Here is a 19,500-nt window from a genome sequence, read left to right as displayed (position 1 = left end):
AAAGAAGCTGCACCGAAGCAGCAGAACAAAAAAAGTTAATAGTCTCATGATATCTGAATTGGGGAACTTTTGCTACGTACACTCATCAATTGCGTAGCTTGCCTCCCACCAATTCCACCAATTTACCATCAACCCAATCGAAAGCAGCTGCTGCCTACTCCAGCAATCTACTGCTGCTGCTTGATTGCTGGAACGAATTAGAAGGCAGAGAAAAAGCTTACCTTCCCAAAGAAACCAAGGAACCGTCCCAGGCGTGGAGCGATCGCATCCGCCGTACCACCTTCGACAATCGCTTCGAGCCTGCAATCAAAGACTACGCAGGGCTTTTGAGCGTTTTCAGCCTCAACGACGATGTTGCTCAAAGCATCCTAGATAATAAAGACAATATCGACCAGTGCGGCAACGACTTGTGGACATTTTTCCACGAAGCTGACCAATACTGCCTGCGGGATGGCTGTTGTGGAATCATGGTGGAATATCCCCCAGAAGACCCAAGTATCAATTCTCAAGCGGATTTATTAGAGAGCGATCGCCGCCCATATCTGGTATTAATTGATCGCCGCGACATCCTCAATTGGCGGACAACCAAGATAAACGGCTTGCCCCAATTAACGCGAGTGACCATCCGTGAGACTCAATTAGAGCCAGATGGAGACTATGGGGAGAAGGAAGTCGTTTATTATCGGGTGTTGGTTCCAGGTAGTTTTTTTATCTATCAAATTATTGATACTGAAAGAGGTCAACAATTAATAGAAGTTGACCACGGTTTTACCAGCCTTACAGAAATTCCCCTTGTCTATTACTCCGTCACCGAAAGCGGCTTGTTTTCTGCCAAAGCGCCGTTCCTCAATCTCGCGAAGCTCAATATTGAGCATTATCAGAAACGCAGCCAGTTAAACGAGGTACTTAGGAAGTGCAACCTACCCGTGCCGGTGAGAAAGGGGCTAATAACAGGGCTACAAGAATTAAAAAATGTCCCTCCACTGGTGATTGGGCCCAATTCAGTATTAGATATCCCAGCAAGCGGAGATTTTTACTTTGCTGAACCAAGTGGCGTGGCGATCGCTGCTTCCAAGGACGACATCAAAGACCTAGAGGCGGCAATGGACAGGATGACCCTGGACTTTTTAACCAGTGGTGAACATCAAAAGACCGCGACAGAAGTACTTCTGGACTCCACCAAAACCAGCGCTAACCTCAAAGGCGTGGCCCGCCGCAAGGAATCAGCAATACAGCAAATATTTAAACTTTGGGTAAGCTACACCGGAGAAAGTGTTGGCGGCGGTATCACCCAGGATGAATCACTGCTATCTATTCCACTTACACCGGAGCAAACAGGCAAATTGGAAGACCTTCAGTCCCTTGGGCTGATTAGCCACCGCACCCTGTTGCTACTGCTGCAAGCGGGTAAAGTTCTACCAAGGCAATTTGACATCGATGCTGAAGTGGCGATGACACAACAAGTTCAACCAAAAGATGAGGTATTAAGTCCATGATTTTAGAAAATCCGCAGCAGGCTTGTCAGGAATGGCAACGTATTCTCAAGCTCCAAGACTGGGATGTGAAGGTATTGGTGGTTCCCCACAGAGATTCAGTTGGTGCTTGGGGGAATGTACATTGGAACTTCCAAGAGAAAATAGCTGATATTAAGTTGCTAGACCCTGCTGACCAACCAGGCGGTATGCGTCCCTATTGTATGGAAGAGACGCTAGTACATGAATTGCTGCACTTGCACTTTGTCCCATTTAACGCGGATTCTGGAACACCTGAACAATTAGCCCAGGAACAGGCAATCAATTGCGTAGCCCACGCATTAGTGAAGCTAAAAAATGCCAACCTTCCAACCCAAGGGGACACCCCTAACCCTAGCCCAACTGCTTGAACTCTCTACCATCCGCCAGTTTGATGTGGATCTAATGGTGAAGCGATCACAACCTCATGAAAAACTTTTCATAAATGCCCAAGTGAAGGCAGAAGGCAAAAGGCAGAAGGATAAATACTCGTAGCAATTAAAATAACAAATTTTGGTAGCCTTACCGCTCGTCTGCCTGATAGCCCCTCTGAGTACATACCGGATTAACCGGATTCTCCATTGCTACTCCCCGTCCATTAAAACCTATCTTATATCCGTAATAAATGTGACGCTCTACTATCAGCAAAAATTCTTTCCTCCAACAAGAACCGCCATCAGCATAGCTGCCTTCTTATGCCCTATCAATTTGACCCACGTAGCCACAAATACCGGGATACAGAAACGCTTCAAACATTTCGAGTAGATAACATTCACTCTTTAGATGGACATCTAGTATCAAACAGTAATCAGGGAAGCAACAACCAAGTTCATCCAAATCTCCAAAACTATCGTCATATTCGTCGCTTACTTCTCCCCATTCCTGATCCTCAAATCCACTCTTGAAGTTGGAATAATCAAAAAAATAATTTAAAGAATAATTATCTCGTATTGGATAATTCGGCATATGCCATTCACTTTAGAACAACGATATCAAATTATCACCGCTCTCAACGAGGCACTGCTACGCACTGACCAAATGCGCGAGCAGTACGCTGATCCACCCAACGATTTCTACCGCTTTGATGCCACCCTCACTCCCACTGAATACCAGAAAAATCGCCCAGTACCATTGGTTTTTAAGGAGGATGATATCTGGCAGCGCCTAGACAAGATTGAGCAGAAGTCTGAGTTTTTGGTTAATCAAGTTTTGCAGATAATGGCTGATTTCCTGTCCGTGGAAAGGGCGATCGTGAGTGAGCGATCAAGTGTTAATTCAGCTTTGAAACGCGCCGATGTTCTGGAGTGGGATACAGGATCAAGAAGTGCAGGAATGTTTTCTCAAAGGGATGACTTGATTGAAAAGTTACGCTATCAATTGAGTTTACCGCCATCCCCAGATTCTATGGGTGGTGGAGGAATGTTACTAAGAAGCTAGGAAGAAATGGAAGAAATCACACCGCATTAAAGTGCGAAGCTCGCCACGGGGATACGGACGCCAAGCAGACTTCGCGCAAAAGAAGCCTTAATATTAGGCATTATTGAAGTTTCATTGCATTTCGACTTAATCCTACTCAGGCTCATTCAGCAATAGATGAAGTCAAGCAACTTTTAGAAAACCCTGATGCAGAAGATGTAGATAACACAGAAGTCATTGGTATGTTGTTCTTATAAGAATATTTGTGCAACCAGATGCCTTGATAGAAGTGGGATCGGAAGTTACAACTAGAGTTGTTCCAGTCATCCCGAAATCAGTTAAACTATGATGTTGCATCTTTCCACTGCCAAATACAATAGCTTGATTGTATGGAAAACTTATCTTAACCCAGGTGAGGGCGTGCCGGGAGTTGGCAATACTCCCTTGGAATCTTTCAAAAACTGGTTGACTAATTGCTCAAGATGGATAAATCAATATAAAGAGAAAGAAATTTCTTTATCAAAGTTTGCGGAATTTCTAGGCGTCTCAATTTATGAAGCAGCACAAATACTTGAAGCAGAAAATGTAGAAATTAATTTGGGAGTTTTGAGTAAAGCTGATTTAGTTGAAGATGACAGACAGTTGATACTGGACAGTTAGCAGGCACTGTCTGTAAACTGTCAACTAAAAAACTTATTATTAATGCTCAATAGCTAGCTAAAAAGGGAATCCTAGTAAATGTTGTTATGTCAGTAAATTAACTCATGTCAGGCTCCCTCAGCGATTTTTGTGAAGCACAATTACTGAATCAACTCTTTGGTGGCGTGCCCTATGCTACACCAAATATATTGTATTTTGGTTACATGGTTGGTGTGGCATCCGAAACTGGCCCTGGCGCAGAGCCAAACTCTGGCGGATACCAACGGATCGCCGTTACCAACAACACTGCAAATTTTGCCATCACGGCAAACCAAATTAAGACCAATGCCACGGAGATTCAGTTTGCTGAGGCTACTAGCAATCATGGGCAAGTAATGGCGATCGCAGTATTCGACTCTCCCACCAGTGGCAACATGCTGGTGTACTTTCCGCTAACTTCTCCAATCAACATCACCGTCGGGGATGCTATGCGAATTCCCGTAGGTTCAGTTCAGGTACAATTTGCAGTCGGGGGATTGAGCAATTACGTGAAGAATGCATTGCTCAATCAGCTATTCGGCAACGTGCCATTCAACATAATTCCAACTCTTTACGCCGCTTACGCCACCAGCAGCCCTACTGATGCAATCGCTGGAACCGAACCAAGTGGTAATGGCTATGCTCGTGTAGGCGTGACCAACAACACTAATAACTTCCCGATCGCCACTCTTGGCAGTAAAGTAAATGCCCTGGATATCAACTTTGGTGAGGCTACAGGTTCTCAAGGCACAATTACTCATGTGCAACTATTTGATGCATCGAGCGGTGGTAACTACCTTGGGAGATATGCGCTATCTGCAACTCAGGTAATTAGTGCTGGCACTATTCCCGCCATTCCTGGCTTAACTCTTACCTTTACACTCGACTAATGGCACAGTTGAATTTTCCGAATGGTGCAGTTGCATCCACCACCACCGCCGACATCAGCGCAATTAAAATCCGCAAAGATTTCGGCAAGCCTGGATTAATCGCCACTACCACACTAGCGATTGTTGTAGCTTTGGGTAAAAAACGCTCAGTCATTGCCGACGCAGTTGCTATCACTTCTAGATTATCCGGCAAACTCTTGCGGAAACTACATTTTCCACCTGGGGTGATCGCATCTACTACTGATTCCCAAGTCAAATTCTTCCTCAACGTCTCCCCTGTCGCCCCTCCCCAAGGGACTTTACATAGGGCAGATTTAGGGAGTTTACTGCTAGGACTAAACGCGCCTGCATTCAGTGGTTCGCGGCTGGTGAAGGGAGATTTAACTCCTCTCTCCTTCAAAATTCAAGGGCAAAAACTAAGCGGATTGACCGCTAATTTTACCGCCAAGCGCAAAGACGATCCGACTGCTACGCCTATTGTCAAAACTGGTGTAACTGTCCATCAAACCTCTCCTATCGTTGATCCCCAAACCAAAATTGAAACCATGATGGGTAGTTTCTATATAGACCCTGGCGATACAGCAAGCTTTCCAGATTCAGAAGTTGAGTTATCTTACACTTTTAAATCCAACGATGGTTTGGGCAGAGTTTATACTGTGGTGTCTGGAAGTTTTACGGTTTATTCGGCGGGGTAAAGCAATGACAATTAGGTATTTCCTAGATACTGAATTCATAGAAAGTGGCTCTACAATTGAACTCATTTCTATTGGCATAGTGTCTTCTGACTTGAGAGAATACTATGCGATCAATTGGGAATGTGACCTTAGCAAAGCTAATGACTGGGTAAAGGAGAATGTACTAACACACTTACCAGAAAAACCTGAAGCGACAGACGAAGAATGGAAAACCGAAAGGGCGATCGCCAAAGACATTATCTGTTTTGTCAAGCAACCCTTCTTCAAAAATGATTTGAGGAAGCTTGATTATCAAACCTTGAAACAGATTGAACCAGAACAAGGAATTGATATTGAATTTTGGACGTATTACGGAAGCTACGACTGGGTAGTTTTGTGCTGGCTGTTTGGGGCAATGATTGACCTACCCAAAGGGTTTCCAATGTATACGAACGACATCAAGCAATGGTGCAACCAACTAGGCAATCCCCGACTACCAGAACAAGGCTTGGGAGTACACAACGCCTTAGCCGATGCTATTTGGAACAAACGAGCTTGGGAATTTTTGAGAATCTTTGAAGAAGATTGCGTAGTTGAAAGAGGTTAAAAAATGCATTCAGAAGAATTAGAGCTAGCACAAATTGCATACCACGCCTACGGTCAAACAACTGATTTCAAAAATTATCAAGGATTGCCTATGCCTAAATGGGAAAATCTTTCCCTGAAAATTCAGCAAGCTTGGATAGCAGCAGCAGTAGCAGTAGCAAGGATTACGGTTGAAAGGTCAGCGAAGTCCCTGGCAAAAACAATAGTTGATGATGTTTTTGAGAGTCTCGAATAGGATTACATTTAGTGTCTTCCCCATTCTTAGGATTTGACAACACCATCCTCACATTTCAAGTCGCTGATGGCACTTATAGCATTAATGCAGTTGGTAACCGTTCTCTTAACTACCAACCCATCACTATTAAATCCGTTCTCAAGCCCACCACAGACTACAGCACCGTTTCGCGTTACGCTGACGAAATTCAACAATTCGCTGGCGCTGATGGTCATGCTGTGCTGCTAGAAGGCTATTTGGTAGAGCCGCAAGTTTACCCTCAAGGGGTTAAATTTTTGATGGAAGCAGACATTGAAATAACTATGGCTAAAGGCATTCCAGAGACGGGGAGATTTAAACTATTGCCAGTGGTGCAATCCCCTTATGTGGTGGCGATGGGGATTGATGCGATTACGCCGATCCGGGGGATATTTCGGAGAAATTGATGAGCAAAATTAACATCAACCAATCAAAGTTAAACTCCATCATCAACCGCGCTTTTGATGTGGCAGCCGAGGCGCAGGGAGAAGCGTTTCAAAATGCGATCACCTCTGATATCTGGGAATGGCCGCGTGAAACTCTCCGCCAAAATTCCGACCTCGTAGGCAGTCCTCGTGATATCTACGATACCGGAGGACTCTACGATTCTCTTGTAATTAGCCGCACCACGGGCGCTGCTGAGTACACTTGGGAAGTTGATTATGCTGCGATCGTACATGATGGAGCAACTACTAAAAACGGCACTGAACTACCTGCTAGACCCTGGACAAAAGTCGGGCTTGAGAAGTGCGATGCAGCAGGAATTATGCAGCAGCAACTTGATAAATCGCTTTGAACGCGAAGCTCGCCGGATAGAGTATCTACCCAGCAGACTTCGCTTTGAAAGTGTCCACCGGGATACTCTCTGTGGCGCATTTTGCTGCTTTGCGTTATTGTTGAAAAATTATTCAACTTTGGCTTTTTGGCAGGATGCCTCTGCTTACTCCACAATTTGAAGATATTTATTTTCATCTTTATATCCCTTGTAAATAGCACCCTCCTTTAGCTTTTGATGACATTTTAAGCAAGAGACTATTACAGCCCCATTTTCAGCACTTTCGATCAAATATGTATCGGTATGGGGATTATAGCTATTGATAGTCCAGTCGCGGGGCTTGTTTAAATCTGGCAGAGCAGGCTTTTGTCGCCCATGCCCTAGTTGCACTCTGCGTTTTGCTTCTCCCATAACTAATCCCCCACTAAAGCCTTAAATTATTAATATACTGCCGTGATAGAAGCTCTTGTTTTACGAACCCATGTATTCACAATATTAGAAGATTTCTTAGGAACTTACACATTTCCTGATCGCACCATATCAATCGCGATCGCCTGTCTCCCCGACCCAGACAAAGGTTGGAATTATCCAGAAAACGGAACCAAAGTTCAAGGACTTGAAGTGGTAATCAAACAGCCATACCCAGAAGTGCAGGGAAATTTAGGGGGCGATCGCACATGCACAAACACCTGGGAAATTCACCTCAAGCAGTGGGATACAAATAAAAGTTTAATGGAAGTAATTGGACAATTGACAGGGGAATTACCTGCTGATTACTTGATAGAAAGAGTTAGTCCAATGCCAGCATCTAATAAGTTATTGACTGTCGAACAATGCAAGATTTTCTTGAAGGATTGGGAGGTTCGGGAACTCTGACTGCGGTTTAACCGGAGATCAGAATGAGCAAGAATTTTCAAGTCGGTGCGGGTAATAAGGTAAAGCTGTTTGTCGCCTTACTTCCACTGGGCGATCGTACCGAACCAGATGACGTATCAGCGATCGCCACAACTGGCATTACTGCCGCATCATCTACCATCACTGTGACGGCATTAACAGGGGCGATCGCAGGTGGCACACCTTTGACCTTTGACAATGGCACCGATAAGCTTATTGTTTACTTAACTCAAGACGCAAAACTTGGTGATACTGTTCTGCATGTCGAACCCACCACTGCTGCATTAACAGGCAGTTCCACAGCTAATTACGTGGCAAAATTGCGGCTGCTGGGTGGTACACAATTGAGCGCAAAATTGAATAGCGATCGGGCTGATGTGCTGGTTTTTGAAGATGTCCTTGGCTATAAAGATGGGGCGATCACCGGACAATCCTGGGAACTGCCTTGGACTGCAAATTTACTTTCTAGTGATGAAGCTTTCCGGCGTGTTTTTTACGCTGGCGCTAACGCTGTTTCAGGGCGTGAGGTTTATGTTTGGCAACAAGATCCACCACCTCCAGGTTATGCAGTAGGTGATGGTTTAAAGGGTGCGACTGTGGTGATGAACGTAGATAAATCACTGGAATCGACAGCAATATGTAAAGTGTCGCTTTCATTTATGGGACAGGGTTCACCCACGCTTACCAGATATTCTTTAAATTAAGAATCAAGAATAAAATCAAATATTTAAAAAGCTCAAGTCCTTACCAAGTATAGACTTGAGCTTTTATTTCATAGTATAATTAGTTTCACATAAAAGCGTGGCTCATACTTTGCTATCAACAAAATATGAGTCACTAAACCATCACTTTGTCGTAATTAAAGCAAGATCTATATGTATAGTAACAGCAACGAAACGGGTGTTTATATTATTCGCTGCAAAATCAACAATTTTATTTACATCGGTTCAGCATCCGGCATTAAAGGCTTCAGAAAGAGGGCAACTTTTCACCGTTGGACATTAAATCACGGAAAGCACCACTCTCCAATACTCCAAAATCACTTTAATAAGTACGGCATAGACGCATTCACTTTCGAGATTGCCTTGGTCTGTCCATCAGAAAAATGTTTGGATTTTGAGCAAGTCTTTCTTGATGCTAATGGGGTTGGATATCACAACAAAAGCTACAATATCAACCCATCTGCCATCTGCCTTTACCCAGGTAAAAGAAACGGCGTGAGCAAGCTTAAAGGTAGAAAAGCTTCTGTTGAAACCAGGCAGAGAATAAGCATTGCTCTTACAGGCATCAAACGATCCGAGGAAGTTAAACGCATAGCTAGCGAGGCTAGGATTGGGATAAAGCGATCACCCGAAGCGGTAGCCAAAACTGCCGCAAAACTTAGAGGTATAAAACGCCCTCCAGGGTTAATGGAAAACCTGCGAAAGTTCAATGTAGACAATCCTCTGTCTCCTGAAATACGAAAAAAAATTGCTCAAACGGCAACAGAAGCAAATTCCAAAGATTATATAGTTACTAGTCCAGATGGTGAAGATATTGATGTCAAGAACTTATCAGCATTCTGTCGTCATCACAACTTGACATCAACACACATGATTGACTGTGCGAAGGGTAGATATTTGTCTCACGCAGGCTGGCAATGTCGCTACGCTCATGTCACAAAAGAAGAGCAGGAAATAGCGATCGCCGCACTAAAGCTGAAATTTGGAATTAAGGAGTATATCGTCACAACACCCACTGGTGCTGAAATCACAGTCGAAAATCTGTATGAATTTTGTATTAAGGAAGGCTTAAGTTTCTCTGCAATTTGGAGCGTATGGAATGGTAAGAAGCGTCATTACAAAGGCTGGATGTGTCACCTAGTTGATGAACCTGAAGAAATCCGCATTAAACGTTTGGCACTTCGAGGAAAAGCCAAGGATTACATTGTAACCACGCCACAAGGGGAAGAATTGGCAGTCACGAATATTTTTAAATTCAGTAAGGAGACTGGATTGGATCATTCTGGCTTAATTAGAGTCGCTCGTGGCAAGCGATCACACTACAAAGGTTATCTCTGCCGCTACGCCTAACATCTCCCCATTCTCCATCATCAGCGCCTCTAGACAGGGGCGTTTTTTATTTGGGGAATTTTGAAACTGTACACCCACCTTGCCAAAAAATGGCCATCACCCCACCAAAAAACGACTCTCGCCTTGGCAAGGGATATTCCTATTTATTCGCACTTTTCCTCACGACCCTGATTGGAGTTCAGTCTATAAATACTTCCTTCAAAATCGAAACCGGGGGGAAGATTGAATTTGCGATCGCCACCCGTGAACTCAACGCCCAAATTTTCTATCCCTGTGTTGTTTTAATTGCTGGGATTTTGGGCTTGCCAACCGATACGATCGCTCTGGCTTTTGGGAAACTTTTATCCACCAAGGAGCCGAAGTAATGTGGAATGGCTACAGCAACTACAGCGATGGATTCGGCAATTATTCAAGCCGAAGAAAAAACGCCGCACCTCACCAAAAATCATCAAGCGATGGTACGGCAAATACTGCGCTATTTTGCGAATTGAACGCACCACACCAGGGGGACTTGCAACCTACCGTATCACTTCACCGCACGGAAGTTGCGATTACCTCGTCACCCTTGACTATCTCCCAGACTTACATGGAGAAGTATTTGGGAAATTCCAGGGCACCACTATCAAAATTCGAGCGAATAGCTCTCCACACACACATCGTTTTGCGGTCTGGCGGGTTTTTCCCAATGGCAACAGCACTCCTATTAATGTTTGGGATGTTGACTTGGAAGGATTTACCCAAAGCTTTGCAATGCGTGAACTTGCACCGCGTCGTGCCTGTGCCGGTGTGGCATCGTTAGCACTCTTAGTGGTTCACGAGAATGAAAACCCACTCCTCAACTGGCAATCTCAAATGGAGTGCATTAACTGGCTTTTCTTTTTGGAGAAGAGGATTAGGGAAGAGTTATCAAATCCCAATCACAATTTGAAAGCAAGTGCTGTAATACACTCTTGATAGTTGAAAAATTTTTCATGGATGAAGGTGATCACGCGTAGCTCACCACAGACATCGCTCATTTCTAGCAATCATCGCAAAAGCGATCGCCCTTCACCAAGCGTGAACTAACTACACGAAAAATTTTTCACCTGGTATGGACATGAAAGGCGATGGTCACTTCCGGCAGTCATCGCCATACACAGCCGTCTGCCTGCCATCAGGGGCAAAGCGAACGCACCAACCTTGTGTTACCTGCCATTCACGATAAGCTGTTACGACGATAAATATGACTAACGTGCCCAAGCCTGTAGCTAGCAGAATCCGCTTCCACCGAAAGTTTTTCATTATTCTTCGTTAGAATTGCCGTAAACACCACTGTTTCTAGCACTTGCGGATCTGGTTAGCAAGCTTAAGAGCGATCGCTCTTCAGCTTGCGTCAACTAACCCTATGAAAAATTTTTCACGGGGTCTTGTTTTTATTTATGTAGAGCGATTTTGCCAGATAGCCGAGTCATAGTTAAAAATTATGGTATGGGTATACCCGATAGTCTCAGCGCTATCTTGAAAACTTCTTTTGCGGCTTCACTTACAGTTGTTTTAGCGGCGGTATCACTTAATGACTGTCCCCATTTAACCAACTTGCCTAAAACTGTGGGGTCATTATCAGCTTTCTTTGCCAAGTCCTGAGCAGCTTGTTGTTGCGCTTTCTCTTGGCTATATCCTTGAGTTTGCAGTTGAGTCAAAAGCTGTTGAATATCTGCGGCAGCTTCAGTAAGGTTTTGTTTTGACGAATAATCAATATTTGATGAGTAATCATTTAAAGTTCCGCCTATCGTAGTGCCTTCATCTCCTGAAAAACCACCACCAAATTTTGGATTATTAAGGTTATACTTCGGTGCTTGTGACATTGTATTTTCTTGATTGTTATAGGTTTCTGTATTAACGCTATGTTTTTCAATAGCTGTTTTTAGCGCTATTTCAATTTTTTTGTCTAATAAACTAATTGTGTTATCTTTTTCTTTTAGTAATTCTAATAAAGATTCTGGTGATAAAGATATAAAAGTGTCGTAACTCTTAAAATATTCGGCATTTAATTCTGAGTGATTAGCGGTTGTTGCTGTTTCAGCTTTGATTAAAAGTTTATTTTTATTAACTCCACGTTTTTCTACCGCTACAGTTTGAATTTTTGCTTCTGGATTATTTTCGATTAACTGGTTTAAAGCTATTTGGATTGCACGAAAATTAACTTCTGTGTTGTGGTACAGGTCTAGAGTTTTGACAATGGGAGCAATATACTCTGTAAATTCATCTTTTTCAAAGTTTTTATTCCAATCATCTGGTTTACGGCAGCGATTTGGGTTGTCTTTTGTTTCTAATCGCATGAAGATGTAATCACATTTCACCTCATTGAGTTTAGTTTCACCAGTAATACCCCAGTCCTCTATAGTTGCTCCAGTGAGTGTTGCACCTGTTAAATCTGTGCAGTCTAGTTGCGTTTGCTTCAGTTTTGCTCTTGACAAATCTGCATCTTGCAAATTGGCTTCACTGAGGTCAGCGCCAATAAAGCTGGCATCTGCTAGGTTAGCTTTTTTTAAGTTGATACCTCGGAGGTTTTGACGGTCAAAGTTTTTGTCCTGTCCCTGTCCTGTAACCAACAGTTGACGTACTTGTGAGTTTTGAAGATAAGTTGAGCCAGGACGAATACGGTCAAGCATTTTGGCTTGATGCCAACAGCTACAGATAAGGATAGTGTTTCGCAAATCTGTACTTTTGAGCGTAGCTTGGGTGAAATCAGCACCTGTTAAGTCAGCGCCATGAAAACTTGTACCTCCTGTTGCAGCAAAGGCGATCACGATATTACGAATTAAGGAGTGTTTTTCGTCTCCTTTCATGGCTTGCCAACTGATGTAGATGCTAAGTAACGTTCCGGCGACGGCGAAGGCGACGGCGAAGGTAAAGCCTAGGGCGAAGGGGAAGCCTACGCCTACGACTCCGGCTCCGGCGAAGGCAAAGGGGAAGGCAAGGCTTCTGGCTAAGGCAAAGGCTACGGCTGCGACGAAGGCTGCGACGAAGGCTGCGGCGAAGGCGAAGGCGAAGGTATAGGCGAAGCCGAAGGCGAAGCCTCCGGCTAAGGCAAAGGCTACGGCTGCGACGAAGGCGAAGGCTCCTAAACCAGCTGATAGTCCTTGGCGAATCGTAATAATAAAGAAAGCAATCAATATGATTAGTACAGTCCAGCCTACAATATAGTCATTTTCCCCGGAGGAATCAAATATGAACAACACCAACCTACCATTGAAAGCCCATAAATATCCTGAAGTTCCCGACAACAGCCACGAGAGAAGGACTAGTAAAATTGCCCAACGGCGTTGCAGTCCAGCTTTGGCATAGCTGAAGTTTGCACCTGTTAAATTAGCATTAGTGAAGTTTGTCCCTTGCATGTCGACATTGCTAAAGTTTGCACCCGCAAGGTCTTTCCTACCTTTAAAGTTGCGTCCTCGGAGATTTTGACTGGAGAAATCTAAAACCATATTCCACTTTACGGAGGTAAGCAAATTTTACTACACGCTCACCGCTTTCAATTCAAGAATGATCAGATATTGCTTCTTTTTGCATGAGAATATTTACCAAAGTTTTTGCAATCCCATTCGTTTTATTTGAATCGCCAGCACCGGGTCATTTTTGCATTCTTGCAGAAATTCGTCTGGTGGACATTCCCCCATTGCTGCATAGGATTTAAGTCGATTGAGTTGTTCCGATCGCAATTTAGAGTTTTGAGCAAAATCCTGCGGAACGGTCGAATAATCCGCCAAATTGATGCCCCACTGCGGATTTAAAGTAATTGCACCCATGAGTGACCGTGCATGAGATGTTTTCATAAGGACTGCGATCGCATCTTGAGAGGGGCAAACTCCCTGGCTTGCAGCATCTAGGATGTTTAATACCTCGGTGTTTGTAAGGGTTTGTAAAGGTAAAACAGCAGGCGCGGCGCAACTTTCGCCTTCATGACAGTCTCTCGGTTCAACACCCGAATCCTGATTTTCTGTCAGCAACGAAGCGGATTGACCCTCTTGTTCATCCACTCTTCTCAGCGTTGTGCTGTTTGTCGCCGTAGGCGATTCTTTCTTTTCTCACGCGCTGCTGACGGATGGAGGCGACGCACCCCCCAAGGGTGCATACAACTTATTAACTGGAAAAGTAAGAGTTAATCAGGTTAAAAATAATTTAGCTATACCTGTAACTGCATACTGTAATGCCCACCCCTATCTACCACATCACCCACATCGACAACTTATCCTCCATTCTCCAATCAGGTGGATTGATGTCTAATAGCAGGCTAAGGCAAGAAAAAACTAAATACTTTGATATCGCTCATGGACACATCCAAGATAGACGAGGAATGAAAAGTGTCCCTTGTGGCGCTGGTGGAACTTTACATGATTATGTACCGTTCTATTTTGCTCCACGTTCGCCTATGCTCTATGCTAATCACAAAAAAACTGTAGATAAATATAGCGGTGGACAAATACCAATTTTACATTTAGTCTCTAGTGCCGAAGCTGTTGACAGTGCGGGACTATGTTTTGTAGGTGCGGATGGACACGCAGCTATGGAATATACAGATTTTTTTAATGAAATTGAATATTTGTATCTAGATGGGATGATTGACTGGGAAATTATGGAAGCTTACTACTGGGCTGATACAGAAGAAGACGGTGACAGAAAACGCCGAAGACAAGCCGAGTTTTTAGTCCATCAGTTTTTCCCTTGGCAACTAATTCAAGAAATTGGAGTTATTAACACCACGATTCAAGCACAAGTCAGACAAATATTACAAAACTTTAAAGTTAAGACCCCTGTTGGGGTTTACTCTAAATGGTATTATTAAAAGCTTTGAGATAAATGTAAAATTATAGTACAAATGTATGGAAAGTGAAGGGAGATGATTGAGTTTAAGCAAGGCAATCTATTAGAAGAAAAGGCCGAAGCTCTAGTTAACACCGTTAATAATGTCGGTGTCATGGGTAAAGGTATCGCCTTGCAATTTAAGCAAGCTTATCCAGAGAACTTTCGCCAATACGAAAAAGCCTGTCGTACAGGAGAAGTGCAACCAGGACGGATGTTTACCGTCTCAACAGGTAGCCTGTTTAATCCCAGATATATCATAAACTTCCCCACCAAGCGTCACTGGAAAAGCAAATCCAAAATAGAAGACATCAAAAGTGGATTGGTGGCTTTAGTTGCAGAAGTGCAAAAATTAGGTATTACCTCAATTGCCATTCCCCCTTTAGGATGCGGCAACGGTGGCTTAAATTGGCTAGAAGTTAAGCCTTTAATAGAATCAGCTTTTGCCCAACTGCCTCATGTGCAAGTAATCATTTTTGAGCCATCAGGCGCACCAGCAGCAGAAAAAATGCAGGTGGCAACTAAAAAACCCAACATGACCCGTGGACGAGCCTTAATCATTCGACTATTGGAAGCTTATGGTATTCCTGGCTATGAGTTAACTAAGCTAGAAATCCAAAAACTTGCCTATTTTCTCCAAGAAACAGGTGAATTGCTCAAGTTACCTTATCAAAAGCATTTATATGGCCCCTACGCAGATAACCTTAACCAAGTTTTGAAACACATAGAAGGTCATTACATTCTTGGTTATGGTGACGGTACTGGCAGAGCAAGCATTTATGTATTGCCAGAAGGTAGAGAAACAGCAAAGACTTTTTTAAAAACAGAAACAGAGGCCCAAGAGCGTTTAGAACGAGTTAGCAAACTTATATACGGCTTTGAAACGCCATATGGCATGGAATTATTAGCGACAGTTCACTGGGTAGTTACTAAACACCCCAGCCCAGCAAAAAATAGTGAAGAAGCGATCGCCTTGGTGCATAAATGGAGCGATCGTAAGCGTAAACTATTTAAGCCAGAACATATTCGCAAAGCTTGGCAACGTTTAGGTGAACAAAACTGGTTAACCAAGAATTCACCCAATATGATGGAATGAAAAATTCTTCATGAACTATCCCTACCAACCAACCTCCTCTCTGCATAACCAACACCCCATTCTGGATACTGGGCAATCAGCTGTTTGACTTTGTTCCAGAGTGCGACATCATCTCAGCATTCAAGCAGAAAATCTAACCCCGGATTATCGCCCGACATACTCGCTAACTTAAGCTTGCTTTCTCTTTCTTTCCGCAGTTCTTTCCGCGCCGCTCTCGCCTTATTGCAGTCAACTTCATTCTCTTCCTTTAGCGTGGCTTGATAATCGATTACAGACACATTCCACTTTTGCTCAAACTTAGTTATTGAAGCTCTCATACTGGCATAATACTTGCTATCTAGCAAATATTGAATTACCCACAGTGGGGGGCAAACTCCAACATCCGCTCTATCCAACCAATCAAATATCTCGCTTTGAGTTAATGTTTTTGCGGCGGCAGAACTTGTCCCTTCATGACAGTCTCCTCGCGAATCACCAGAATTTTGGTTTTCTGCTGACAACAAAGCAGGTTGACTTGATGCAGTATCTACAAGCGCTAACGTCGTGCAGTCTGTCGCCGTCGGCGATTCTTCTTCCTTCTCTTCCACGACCTCGACAATAGTCGGCGACGCACTCCCCAAGAGTGCGATCGCCGTTTCATCTACACGCAAAATTTCAGCAAGTGCGTCAGAACCAACTACCTACCAACAACCTTAGTTGGTTGTTGGTAGGTAGTTAATTAGTTGTTAGCGCCGTTGTTAGTAGTTTGAAACCCTTGTAAATCTTCACTTTTTTGACCATTCTTTTGGAACGTTTCCAAATCAAGCTGGATTTGCTCCACGTCGGAGTGTTTTTGATTTTCTTCGGGTTGGTTGATTTCCTTCCCGGCATGTACAGGTTTCTCGTCATGCGAATTGCTTTCCCCAGATGTGGACGATTCCCAGTAAAAGCGATTGTAATAACCGTGAAGATTACGAACGCGATACCCAATCAAACCAGGTCTACCAGAAGGCAATCGCCCAAATAATTCTTCAAACTCGAATATGCCCTGAGCAGAGAGAACGGTGCTGGCTTTCTGAAAAGATTTGTATGTCAGATTGGTTTTTAATTCATGAGCAGCCCCGCCGTACTGTTCTGCTCTAATACACTCCAGATAAAGCTCCTGAACAGAGGGGGCTTGCTGAAGTACCCAATCAACATCTTCAATTGAGATTTTGCAGTGCGGTCTAATTGTTTTCTCTTCTGTTGCTGGTTTCTTGCCCTGTTGCCTGCCACCATTGATTGATTTTAATGCTGTGGTCATGACTCACCCCCAAATGAGCAATACTGTTTCAACACCTGCTGTTTGAGTGCGTCAAACTTCTGCTTTTCTTCCTCTGATACCTCCCCAATTAGTCGTTCAACCTCAGCCCTTTGCTGAAGTCTTATTTGGTGACTGGTGATAGCAAACAATGTTTTTACCTCAACCTCATTACCAGGACGGAAGCGACGACGGCGGAACATAAACCTAAAATGACGCTTATCCGGAGGTGGCAGTGTTGCCCATATATCCGCGTCCCATCCTGGCGGGATAAAGTCAGCAGGTAATGGTAGTAAGCTTTGAATTTGAGATTGCAGTTGAGTGATCGCTTCACTCTGTGCTGCCAATTTTTGCTCTAGCTCCACCACCCGCAACTCAACCGCACTTGATAAAACTAGTTTTGCTTTTTCAAATGCTTTGACCAGCTGTCGCTTGCACTGTCTAACCTGTTCAGTATTGCGGCTGTAGGTCATTAACAGAGTTGCTTGGGGTTCCGTTAGAAACGCCACCCTTTCTGTTGAAGTATTGCCCTGGTTGGTTTTGAACTCTCGCGTTTCAAACGCGACAGTCCCCCAGTCCTCCTCTATCTCCTCAATGTACTTGTCTAAATTTGCTAAAAAGTTCTTATGTTGGATGCCTAACTCTTGGGCTATCAGCCGAGAGTCAACGATCCCCAAAAAATTGGCTCTGCTCTAACCTATGCACGACGCTATAGCTTGTGTGCAATTCTAAGCGTAGCAGCTGACGAGGATAACGATGGTAATGTCGCCGGCCAAAAAAATACCGAAACTAAAGGACGATTGCAGTTAAAAGGTTCTAGTAATGGAACAGCCAAAACTGTAGTACACCCACAAGACTTACGAGTTAAGCAAATACGGACTCTACTTAACTACCCTGTTGATTTAGTTAAGGAGTGGCTAAGTTTCCAAAATGTTGAGCGCCCAAGTCAGCTTGAAGTAAACATTGTTGACGACCTGGTAAAAACCATGTGTTTAGCTTGGGCATCAAACAAAATTGACCATCCAAACCATGCTCAAAACAGTTACGCCAAGCACGTTGTCGATGCAGTGGCTAAGGGTGCAGATGAAGTGGTGACGATTCAGGATTGGATGCAGCACGTCCAATCGCCACATCAAGCGCAGGTTAAGGCATAGTTCCACAAGTTTTAAATCAATTATCAAAATCTATGAAACTGAAAACTTTGCTAATAGCTGCAAGTGCGGCTCTATTTCTCGCGCATTCTTTTACCGTTCCAGCACTCGCTACCAGCAATGGATCTACTCAAGAATGCCCTCATCGAGGTGGCGGTAGGAGATAAGGATTGGTAAGTGATGGATGGCTTAGTCAAACAACTTCTTTTTACAGGTGAACAACATGATTGATTCCGAGCAACAGCTACACATTCGCACCGCTTTGCGAGATTCCAGAAGAGAGGGGCTGATTAAATTTTTCGATGAATTCATCACTCTATTAGAACAAGAGGGCTTTTCTTTCCAGGATTTACTAGAGGCGATCGCAGCTTGGATGTTCCGCCAAAGACCAAATCCTGAGCAAGCGATCAAACACTTGGAAGATGCAGCAATGGAACTGCACCGCGCTTCTAGAAATTAATAACTGATTTTTAACCTCATGAAAAATTTTTCATGAGGTTAAAGAGTGAGGTCGGGATTGTGAAAAGTTTTTCAGGAGGCTTCACTTGCAAAAAAATGAGCAAAAGCAATCGCTTTCCCATCATTTCTATGCTGAAATAGTTTTAAGTTGTAACTCATGAACAAGAGGCTAATACGCGAGGGCGAACGGTCTGTTGGATTTCTTTGCCTGTTGCTTGTTCAGCTAACCGAAGCTCATAATTTTTTTGCAAGTTCATCCAGAACTCAGCACTAGTCCCGAAATACTGCGCCAATCGTAAAGCTGTATCGGCAGTAATTCCTCTGTTTCCGTTGATTATTTCAGTAATTCGATTTTTAGGCACATCAAGAAAACGCGCTAGCTCACTTGCGGATATACCTAATTCATTAATCTCATCAGCAAGGATTTCTCCAGGGTGGATAGGTAAACGTGTCATTTTATCTTCCTTCAGTGATAATCAGTGATTTCGATGTTGAAGGGTTCAAGAGATTCTTCTGGCCAGTTAAAACAAATCCTCCATTGGTCATTAATTCGGATACTATACTGACCCTTTCTATCTCCTGTTAAAGACTCAAAGCGATTGCTAGGTAACTGCATTAGATCCTCTTTACTAGTGGCAGCTTTTAAGATTTCTAGCCGTTTGTCAGCTTGTCTCTCAAAAGATTGAAACTCTTTTACCCTTTGACCCGCAACAAATTCCTCCGTCCTTTTACCCTTGTACTTCGGAAATTTGTTTGACAGAGACATAGCACGGTAATAGATACACCAGTAGATGTTATGGGTTACGGAACTCGTAACCACAATCAAATTTATGATATCACTTTTGTAACTAAATTACAAAAAATCACTCTTTAGAAAAGGTCATCGCATTTGGGTTATGAAAAA

At 43.5% G+C, this 19,500-nt stretch carries 31 protein-coding genes; 21 read left to right on the top strand and 10 right to left on the bottom strand.

Annotated elements, in window-relative coordinates:
* The first annotated feature begins 98 nt into the window (after positions 1-98).
* Together V7K21_RS20210 and V7K21_RS20205 are read left to right on the top strand one after the other, a co-directional pair.
* Positions 99-1,496: a DUF4055 domain-containing protein gene (locus V7K21_RS20210; protein ID WP_335177035.1), complete on the top strand. Its 1,398-nt coding sequence runs from the start codon at positions 99-101 to the stop codon at positions 1,494-1,496.
* Positions 1,493-1,882 (top strand): hypothetical protein, encoded by a 390-nt coding sequence (locus V7K21_RS20205; protein ID WP_335177034.1) that lies wholly within the window; start codon positions 1,493-1,495, stop codon positions 1,880-1,882. The genes V7K21_RS20210 and V7K21_RS20205 overlap by 4 nt, the downstream gene beginning before the upstream one ends.
* Before the next feature lie 151 nt (positions 1,883-2,033).
* Here the strand turns inward: V7K21_RS20205 and V7K21_RS20200 are convergent, their stop codons facing one another.
* Positions 2,034-2,159, bottom strand: coding sequence for a hypothetical protein (locus V7K21_RS20200; RefSeq protein ID WP_335177033.1), 126 nt, complete (start codon positions 2,157-2,159; stop codon positions 2,034-2,036).
* Positions 2,160-2,206: 47 nt separating this feature from the next.
* Here V7K21_RS20200 and V7K21_RS20195 point away from each other — a divergent pair, with 47 nt between their 5' ends.
* The 9 genes from V7K21_RS20195 to V7K21_RS20155 all read left to right on the top strand — a co-directional run bounded on the left by V7K21_RS20195 (position 2,207) and on the right by V7K21_RS20155 (position 6,824).
* A complete protein-coding gene (locus V7K21_RS20195) occupies positions 2,207-2,416 on the top strand; it encodes a hypothetical protein (RefSeq protein WP_335177032.1) in 210 nt (69 codons plus the stop codon).
* Between the two features lie 61 nt (positions 2,417-2,477).
* Positions 2,478-2,948 carry a hypothetical protein gene (locus V7K21_RS20190; protein ID WP_335177031.1) on the top strand — a complete coding sequence of 157 codons (471 nt, stop codon included), beginning with the start codon at positions 2,478-2,480 and terminating at the stop codon, positions 2,946-2,948.
* A gap of 324 nt (positions 2,949-3,272) precedes the next feature.
* On the top strand, positions 3,273-3,587 hold the full coding sequence (locus V7K21_RS20185; protein WP_335177030.1) for a hypothetical protein: 315 nt from the start codon (positions 3,273-3,275) through the stop codon (positions 3,585-3,587).
* Between the two features lie 104 nt (positions 3,588-3,691).
* Positions 3,692-4,495 carry a phage tail fiber protein gene (locus V7K21_RS20180; protein ID WP_335177029.1) on the top strand — a complete coding sequence of 268 codons (804 nt, stop codon included), beginning with the start codon at positions 3,692-3,694 and terminating at the stop codon, positions 4,493-4,495.
* Positions 4,495-5,190 (top strand): hypothetical protein, encoded by a 696-nt coding sequence (locus tag V7K21_RS20175; protein ID WP_335177028.1) that lies wholly within the window; start codon positions 4,495-4,497, stop codon positions 5,188-5,190. The genes V7K21_RS20180 and V7K21_RS20175 overlap by 1 nt, the downstream gene beginning before the upstream one ends.
* Positions 5,191-5,194: 4 nt before the next feature.
* Positions 5,195-5,776 (top strand): 3'-5' exoribonuclease domain-containing protein, encoded by a 582-nt coding sequence (locus V7K21_RS20170; RefSeq protein ID WP_335177027.1) that lies wholly within the window; start codon positions 5,195-5,197, stop codon positions 5,774-5,776.
* A 3-nt stretch (positions 5,777-5,779) separates the two neighbouring features.
* Positions 5,780-6,010 (top strand): hypothetical protein, encoded by a 231-nt coding sequence (locus V7K21_RS20165; RefSeq protein ID WP_335177026.1) that lies wholly within the window; start codon positions 5,780-5,782, stop codon positions 6,008-6,010.
* Between the two features lie 11 nt (positions 6,011-6,021).
* On the top strand, positions 6,022-6,435 hold the full coding sequence (locus V7K21_RS20160; protein ID WP_335177025.1) for a hypothetical protein: 414 nt from the start codon (positions 6,022-6,024) through the stop codon (positions 6,433-6,435).
* A complete protein-coding gene (locus tag V7K21_RS20155; protein ID WP_335177024.1) occupies positions 6,435-6,824 on the top strand; it encodes a hypothetical protein in 390 nt (129 codons plus the stop codon). Before V7K21_RS20160 ends, V7K21_RS20155 begins: the two co-directional genes overlap by 1 nt.
* Positions 6,825-6,968: 144 nt before the next feature.
* Here the strand turns inward: V7K21_RS20155 and V7K21_RS20150 are convergent, their stop codons facing one another.
* Positions 6,969-7,214 (bottom strand): hypothetical protein, encoded by a 246-nt coding sequence (locus tag V7K21_RS20150; RefSeq protein ID WP_335177023.1) that lies wholly within the window; start codon positions 7,212-7,214, stop codon positions 6,969-6,971.
* Positions 7,215-7,256: 42 nt separating this feature from the next.
* Here V7K21_RS20150 and V7K21_RS20145 point away from each other — a divergent pair, with 42 nt between their 5' ends.
* From V7K21_RS20145 to V7K21_RS20125, 5 genes are all read left to right on the top strand, one after another.
* Positions 7,257-7,679, top strand: a complete 423-nt coding sequence (locus V7K21_RS20145; RefSeq protein ID WP_335177022.1) for a hypothetical protein — start codon at positions 7,257-7,259, stop codon at positions 7,677-7,679.
* A 23-nt stretch (positions 7,680-7,702) separates the two neighbouring features.
* A complete protein-coding gene (locus V7K21_RS20140; protein WP_335177021.1) occupies positions 7,703-8,401 on the top strand; it encodes a hypothetical protein in 699 nt (232 codons plus the stop codon).
* 171 nt (positions 8,402-8,572) lie between these two features.
* Entirely contained in the window at positions 8,573-9,769 is a 1,197-nt protein-coding gene (locus V7K21_RS20135) for a GIY-YIG nuclease family protein (RefSeq protein WP_335177020.1), read from the top strand.
* Between the two features lie 89 nt (positions 9,770-9,858).
* Complete coding sequence (locus V7K21_RS20130; protein WP_335177019.1) at positions 9,859-10,134, top strand: hypothetical protein; 276 nt, start codon at positions 9,859-9,861, stop codon at positions 10,132-10,134.
* Between the two features lies 1 nt (position 10,135).
* Positions 10,136-10,723, top strand: coding sequence for a hypothetical protein (locus V7K21_RS20125; protein WP_335177018.1), 588 nt, complete (start codon positions 10,136-10,138; stop codon positions 10,721-10,723).
* 156 nt (positions 10,724-10,879) lie between these two features.
* Here the strand turns inward: V7K21_RS20125 and V7K21_RS20120 are convergent, their stop codons facing one another.
* The 3 genes from V7K21_RS20120 to V7K21_RS20110 form a co-directional block, all read right to left on the bottom strand.
* Positions 10,880-11,050, bottom strand: a complete 171-nt coding sequence (locus V7K21_RS20120) for a hypothetical protein (protein ID WP_335177017.1) — start codon at positions 11,048-11,050, stop codon at positions 10,880-10,882.
* A 179-nt stretch (positions 11,051-11,229) separates the two neighbouring features.
* A complete protein-coding gene (locus V7K21_RS20115; protein ID WP_335177016.1) occupies positions 11,230-13,236 on the bottom strand; it encodes a pentapeptide repeat-containing protein in 2,007 nt (668 codons plus the stop codon).
* A gap of 93 nt (positions 13,237-13,329) precedes the next feature.
* Positions 13,330-13,788 (bottom strand): hypothetical protein, encoded by a 459-nt coding sequence (locus V7K21_RS20110; RefSeq protein ID WP_335177015.1) that lies wholly within the window; start codon positions 13,786-13,788, stop codon positions 13,330-13,332.
* Between the two features lie 170 nt (positions 13,789-13,958).
* Between V7K21_RS20110 and darT the strand changes: the two genes are divergently transcribed.
* A complete protein-coding gene (darT, locus tag V7K21_RS20105) occupies positions 13,959-14,594 on the top strand; it encodes a type II toxin-antitoxin system toxin DNA ADP-ribosyl transferase DarT (protein ID WP_335177014.1) in 636 nt (211 codons plus the stop codon).
* Between the two features lie 54 nt (positions 14,595-14,648).
* Positions 14,649-15,707 (top strand): type II toxin-antitoxin system antitoxin DNA ADP-ribosyl glycohydrolase DarG, encoded by a 1,059-nt coding sequence (gene darG / locus V7K21_RS20100; protein ID WP_335177013.1) that lies wholly within the window; start codon positions 14,649-14,651, stop codon positions 15,705-15,707.
* A gap of 113 nt (positions 15,708-15,820) precedes the next feature.
* Here the strand turns inward: darG and V7K21_RS20095 are convergent, their stop codons facing one another.
* The 3 genes from V7K21_RS20095 to V7K21_RS20085 form a co-directional block, all read right to left on the bottom strand.
* Positions 15,821-16,357, bottom strand: coding sequence for a hypothetical protein (locus tag V7K21_RS20095; RefSeq protein WP_335177012.1), 537 nt, complete (start codon positions 16,355-16,357; stop codon positions 15,821-15,823).
* Positions 16,358-16,425: 68 nt separating this feature from the next.
* A complete protein-coding gene (locus V7K21_RS20090; RefSeq protein WP_335177011.1) occupies positions 16,426-16,989 on the bottom strand; it encodes a hypothetical protein in 564 nt (187 codons plus the stop codon).
* Positions 16,986-17,663: a Rha family transcriptional regulator gene (locus V7K21_RS20085; protein ID WP_335177010.1), complete on the bottom strand. Its 678-nt coding sequence runs from the start codon at positions 17,661-17,663 to the stop codon at positions 16,986-16,988. The genes V7K21_RS20090 and V7K21_RS20085 overlap by 4 nt, the downstream gene beginning before the upstream one ends.
* On the opposite strand from V7K21_RS20085, the gene V7K21_RS20080 reads away from it, so the two are divergent.
* Genes V7K21_RS20080 through V7K21_RS20070 form a run of 3 tightly spaced genes read left to right on the top strand, consistent with a single transcriptional unit; the run spans position 17,631 to position 18,597 of the window.
* Positions 17,631-18,140, top strand: a complete 510-nt coding sequence (locus V7K21_RS20080; protein WP_335177009.1) for an ERF family protein — start codon at positions 17,631-17,633, stop codon at positions 18,138-18,140. The genes V7K21_RS20085 and V7K21_RS20080 overlap by 33 nt on opposite strands.
* A 32-nt stretch (positions 18,141-18,172) precedes the next feature.
* Positions 18,173-18,304: a hypothetical protein gene (locus tag V7K21_RS20075; protein ID WP_335177008.1), complete on the top strand. Its 132-nt coding sequence runs from the start codon at positions 18,173-18,175 to the stop codon at positions 18,302-18,304.
* A gap of 56 nt (positions 18,305-18,360) precedes the next feature.
* Entirely contained in the window at positions 18,361-18,597 is a 237-nt protein-coding gene (locus V7K21_RS20070) for a hypothetical protein (RefSeq protein WP_335177007.1), read from the top strand.
* 154 nt (positions 18,598-18,751) lie between these two features.
* Here V7K21_RS20070 and V7K21_RS20065 read toward each other — a convergent pair whose 3' ends face one another.
* Positions 18,752-19,051, bottom strand: coding sequence for a HigA family addiction module antitoxin (locus V7K21_RS20065; protein WP_335177006.1), 300 nt, complete (start codon positions 19,049-19,051; stop codon positions 18,752-18,754).
* Positions 19,052-19,062: 11 nt separating this feature from the next.
* Positions 19,063-19,416 (bottom strand): type II toxin-antitoxin system RelE/ParE family toxin, encoded by a 354-nt coding sequence (locus tag V7K21_RS20060; protein ID WP_335177005.1) that lies wholly within the window; start codon positions 19,414-19,416, stop codon positions 19,063-19,065.
* Positions 19,417-19,500 lie beyond the last annotated feature (84 nt).

Source organism: Nostoc sp. (assembly GCF_036919595.1).
Lineage (GTDB): Bacteria > Cyanobacteriota > Cyanobacteriia > Cyanobacteriales > Nostocaceae > Nostoc.
This window is presented reverse-complemented; position numbering and strand designations above follow the sequence as displayed.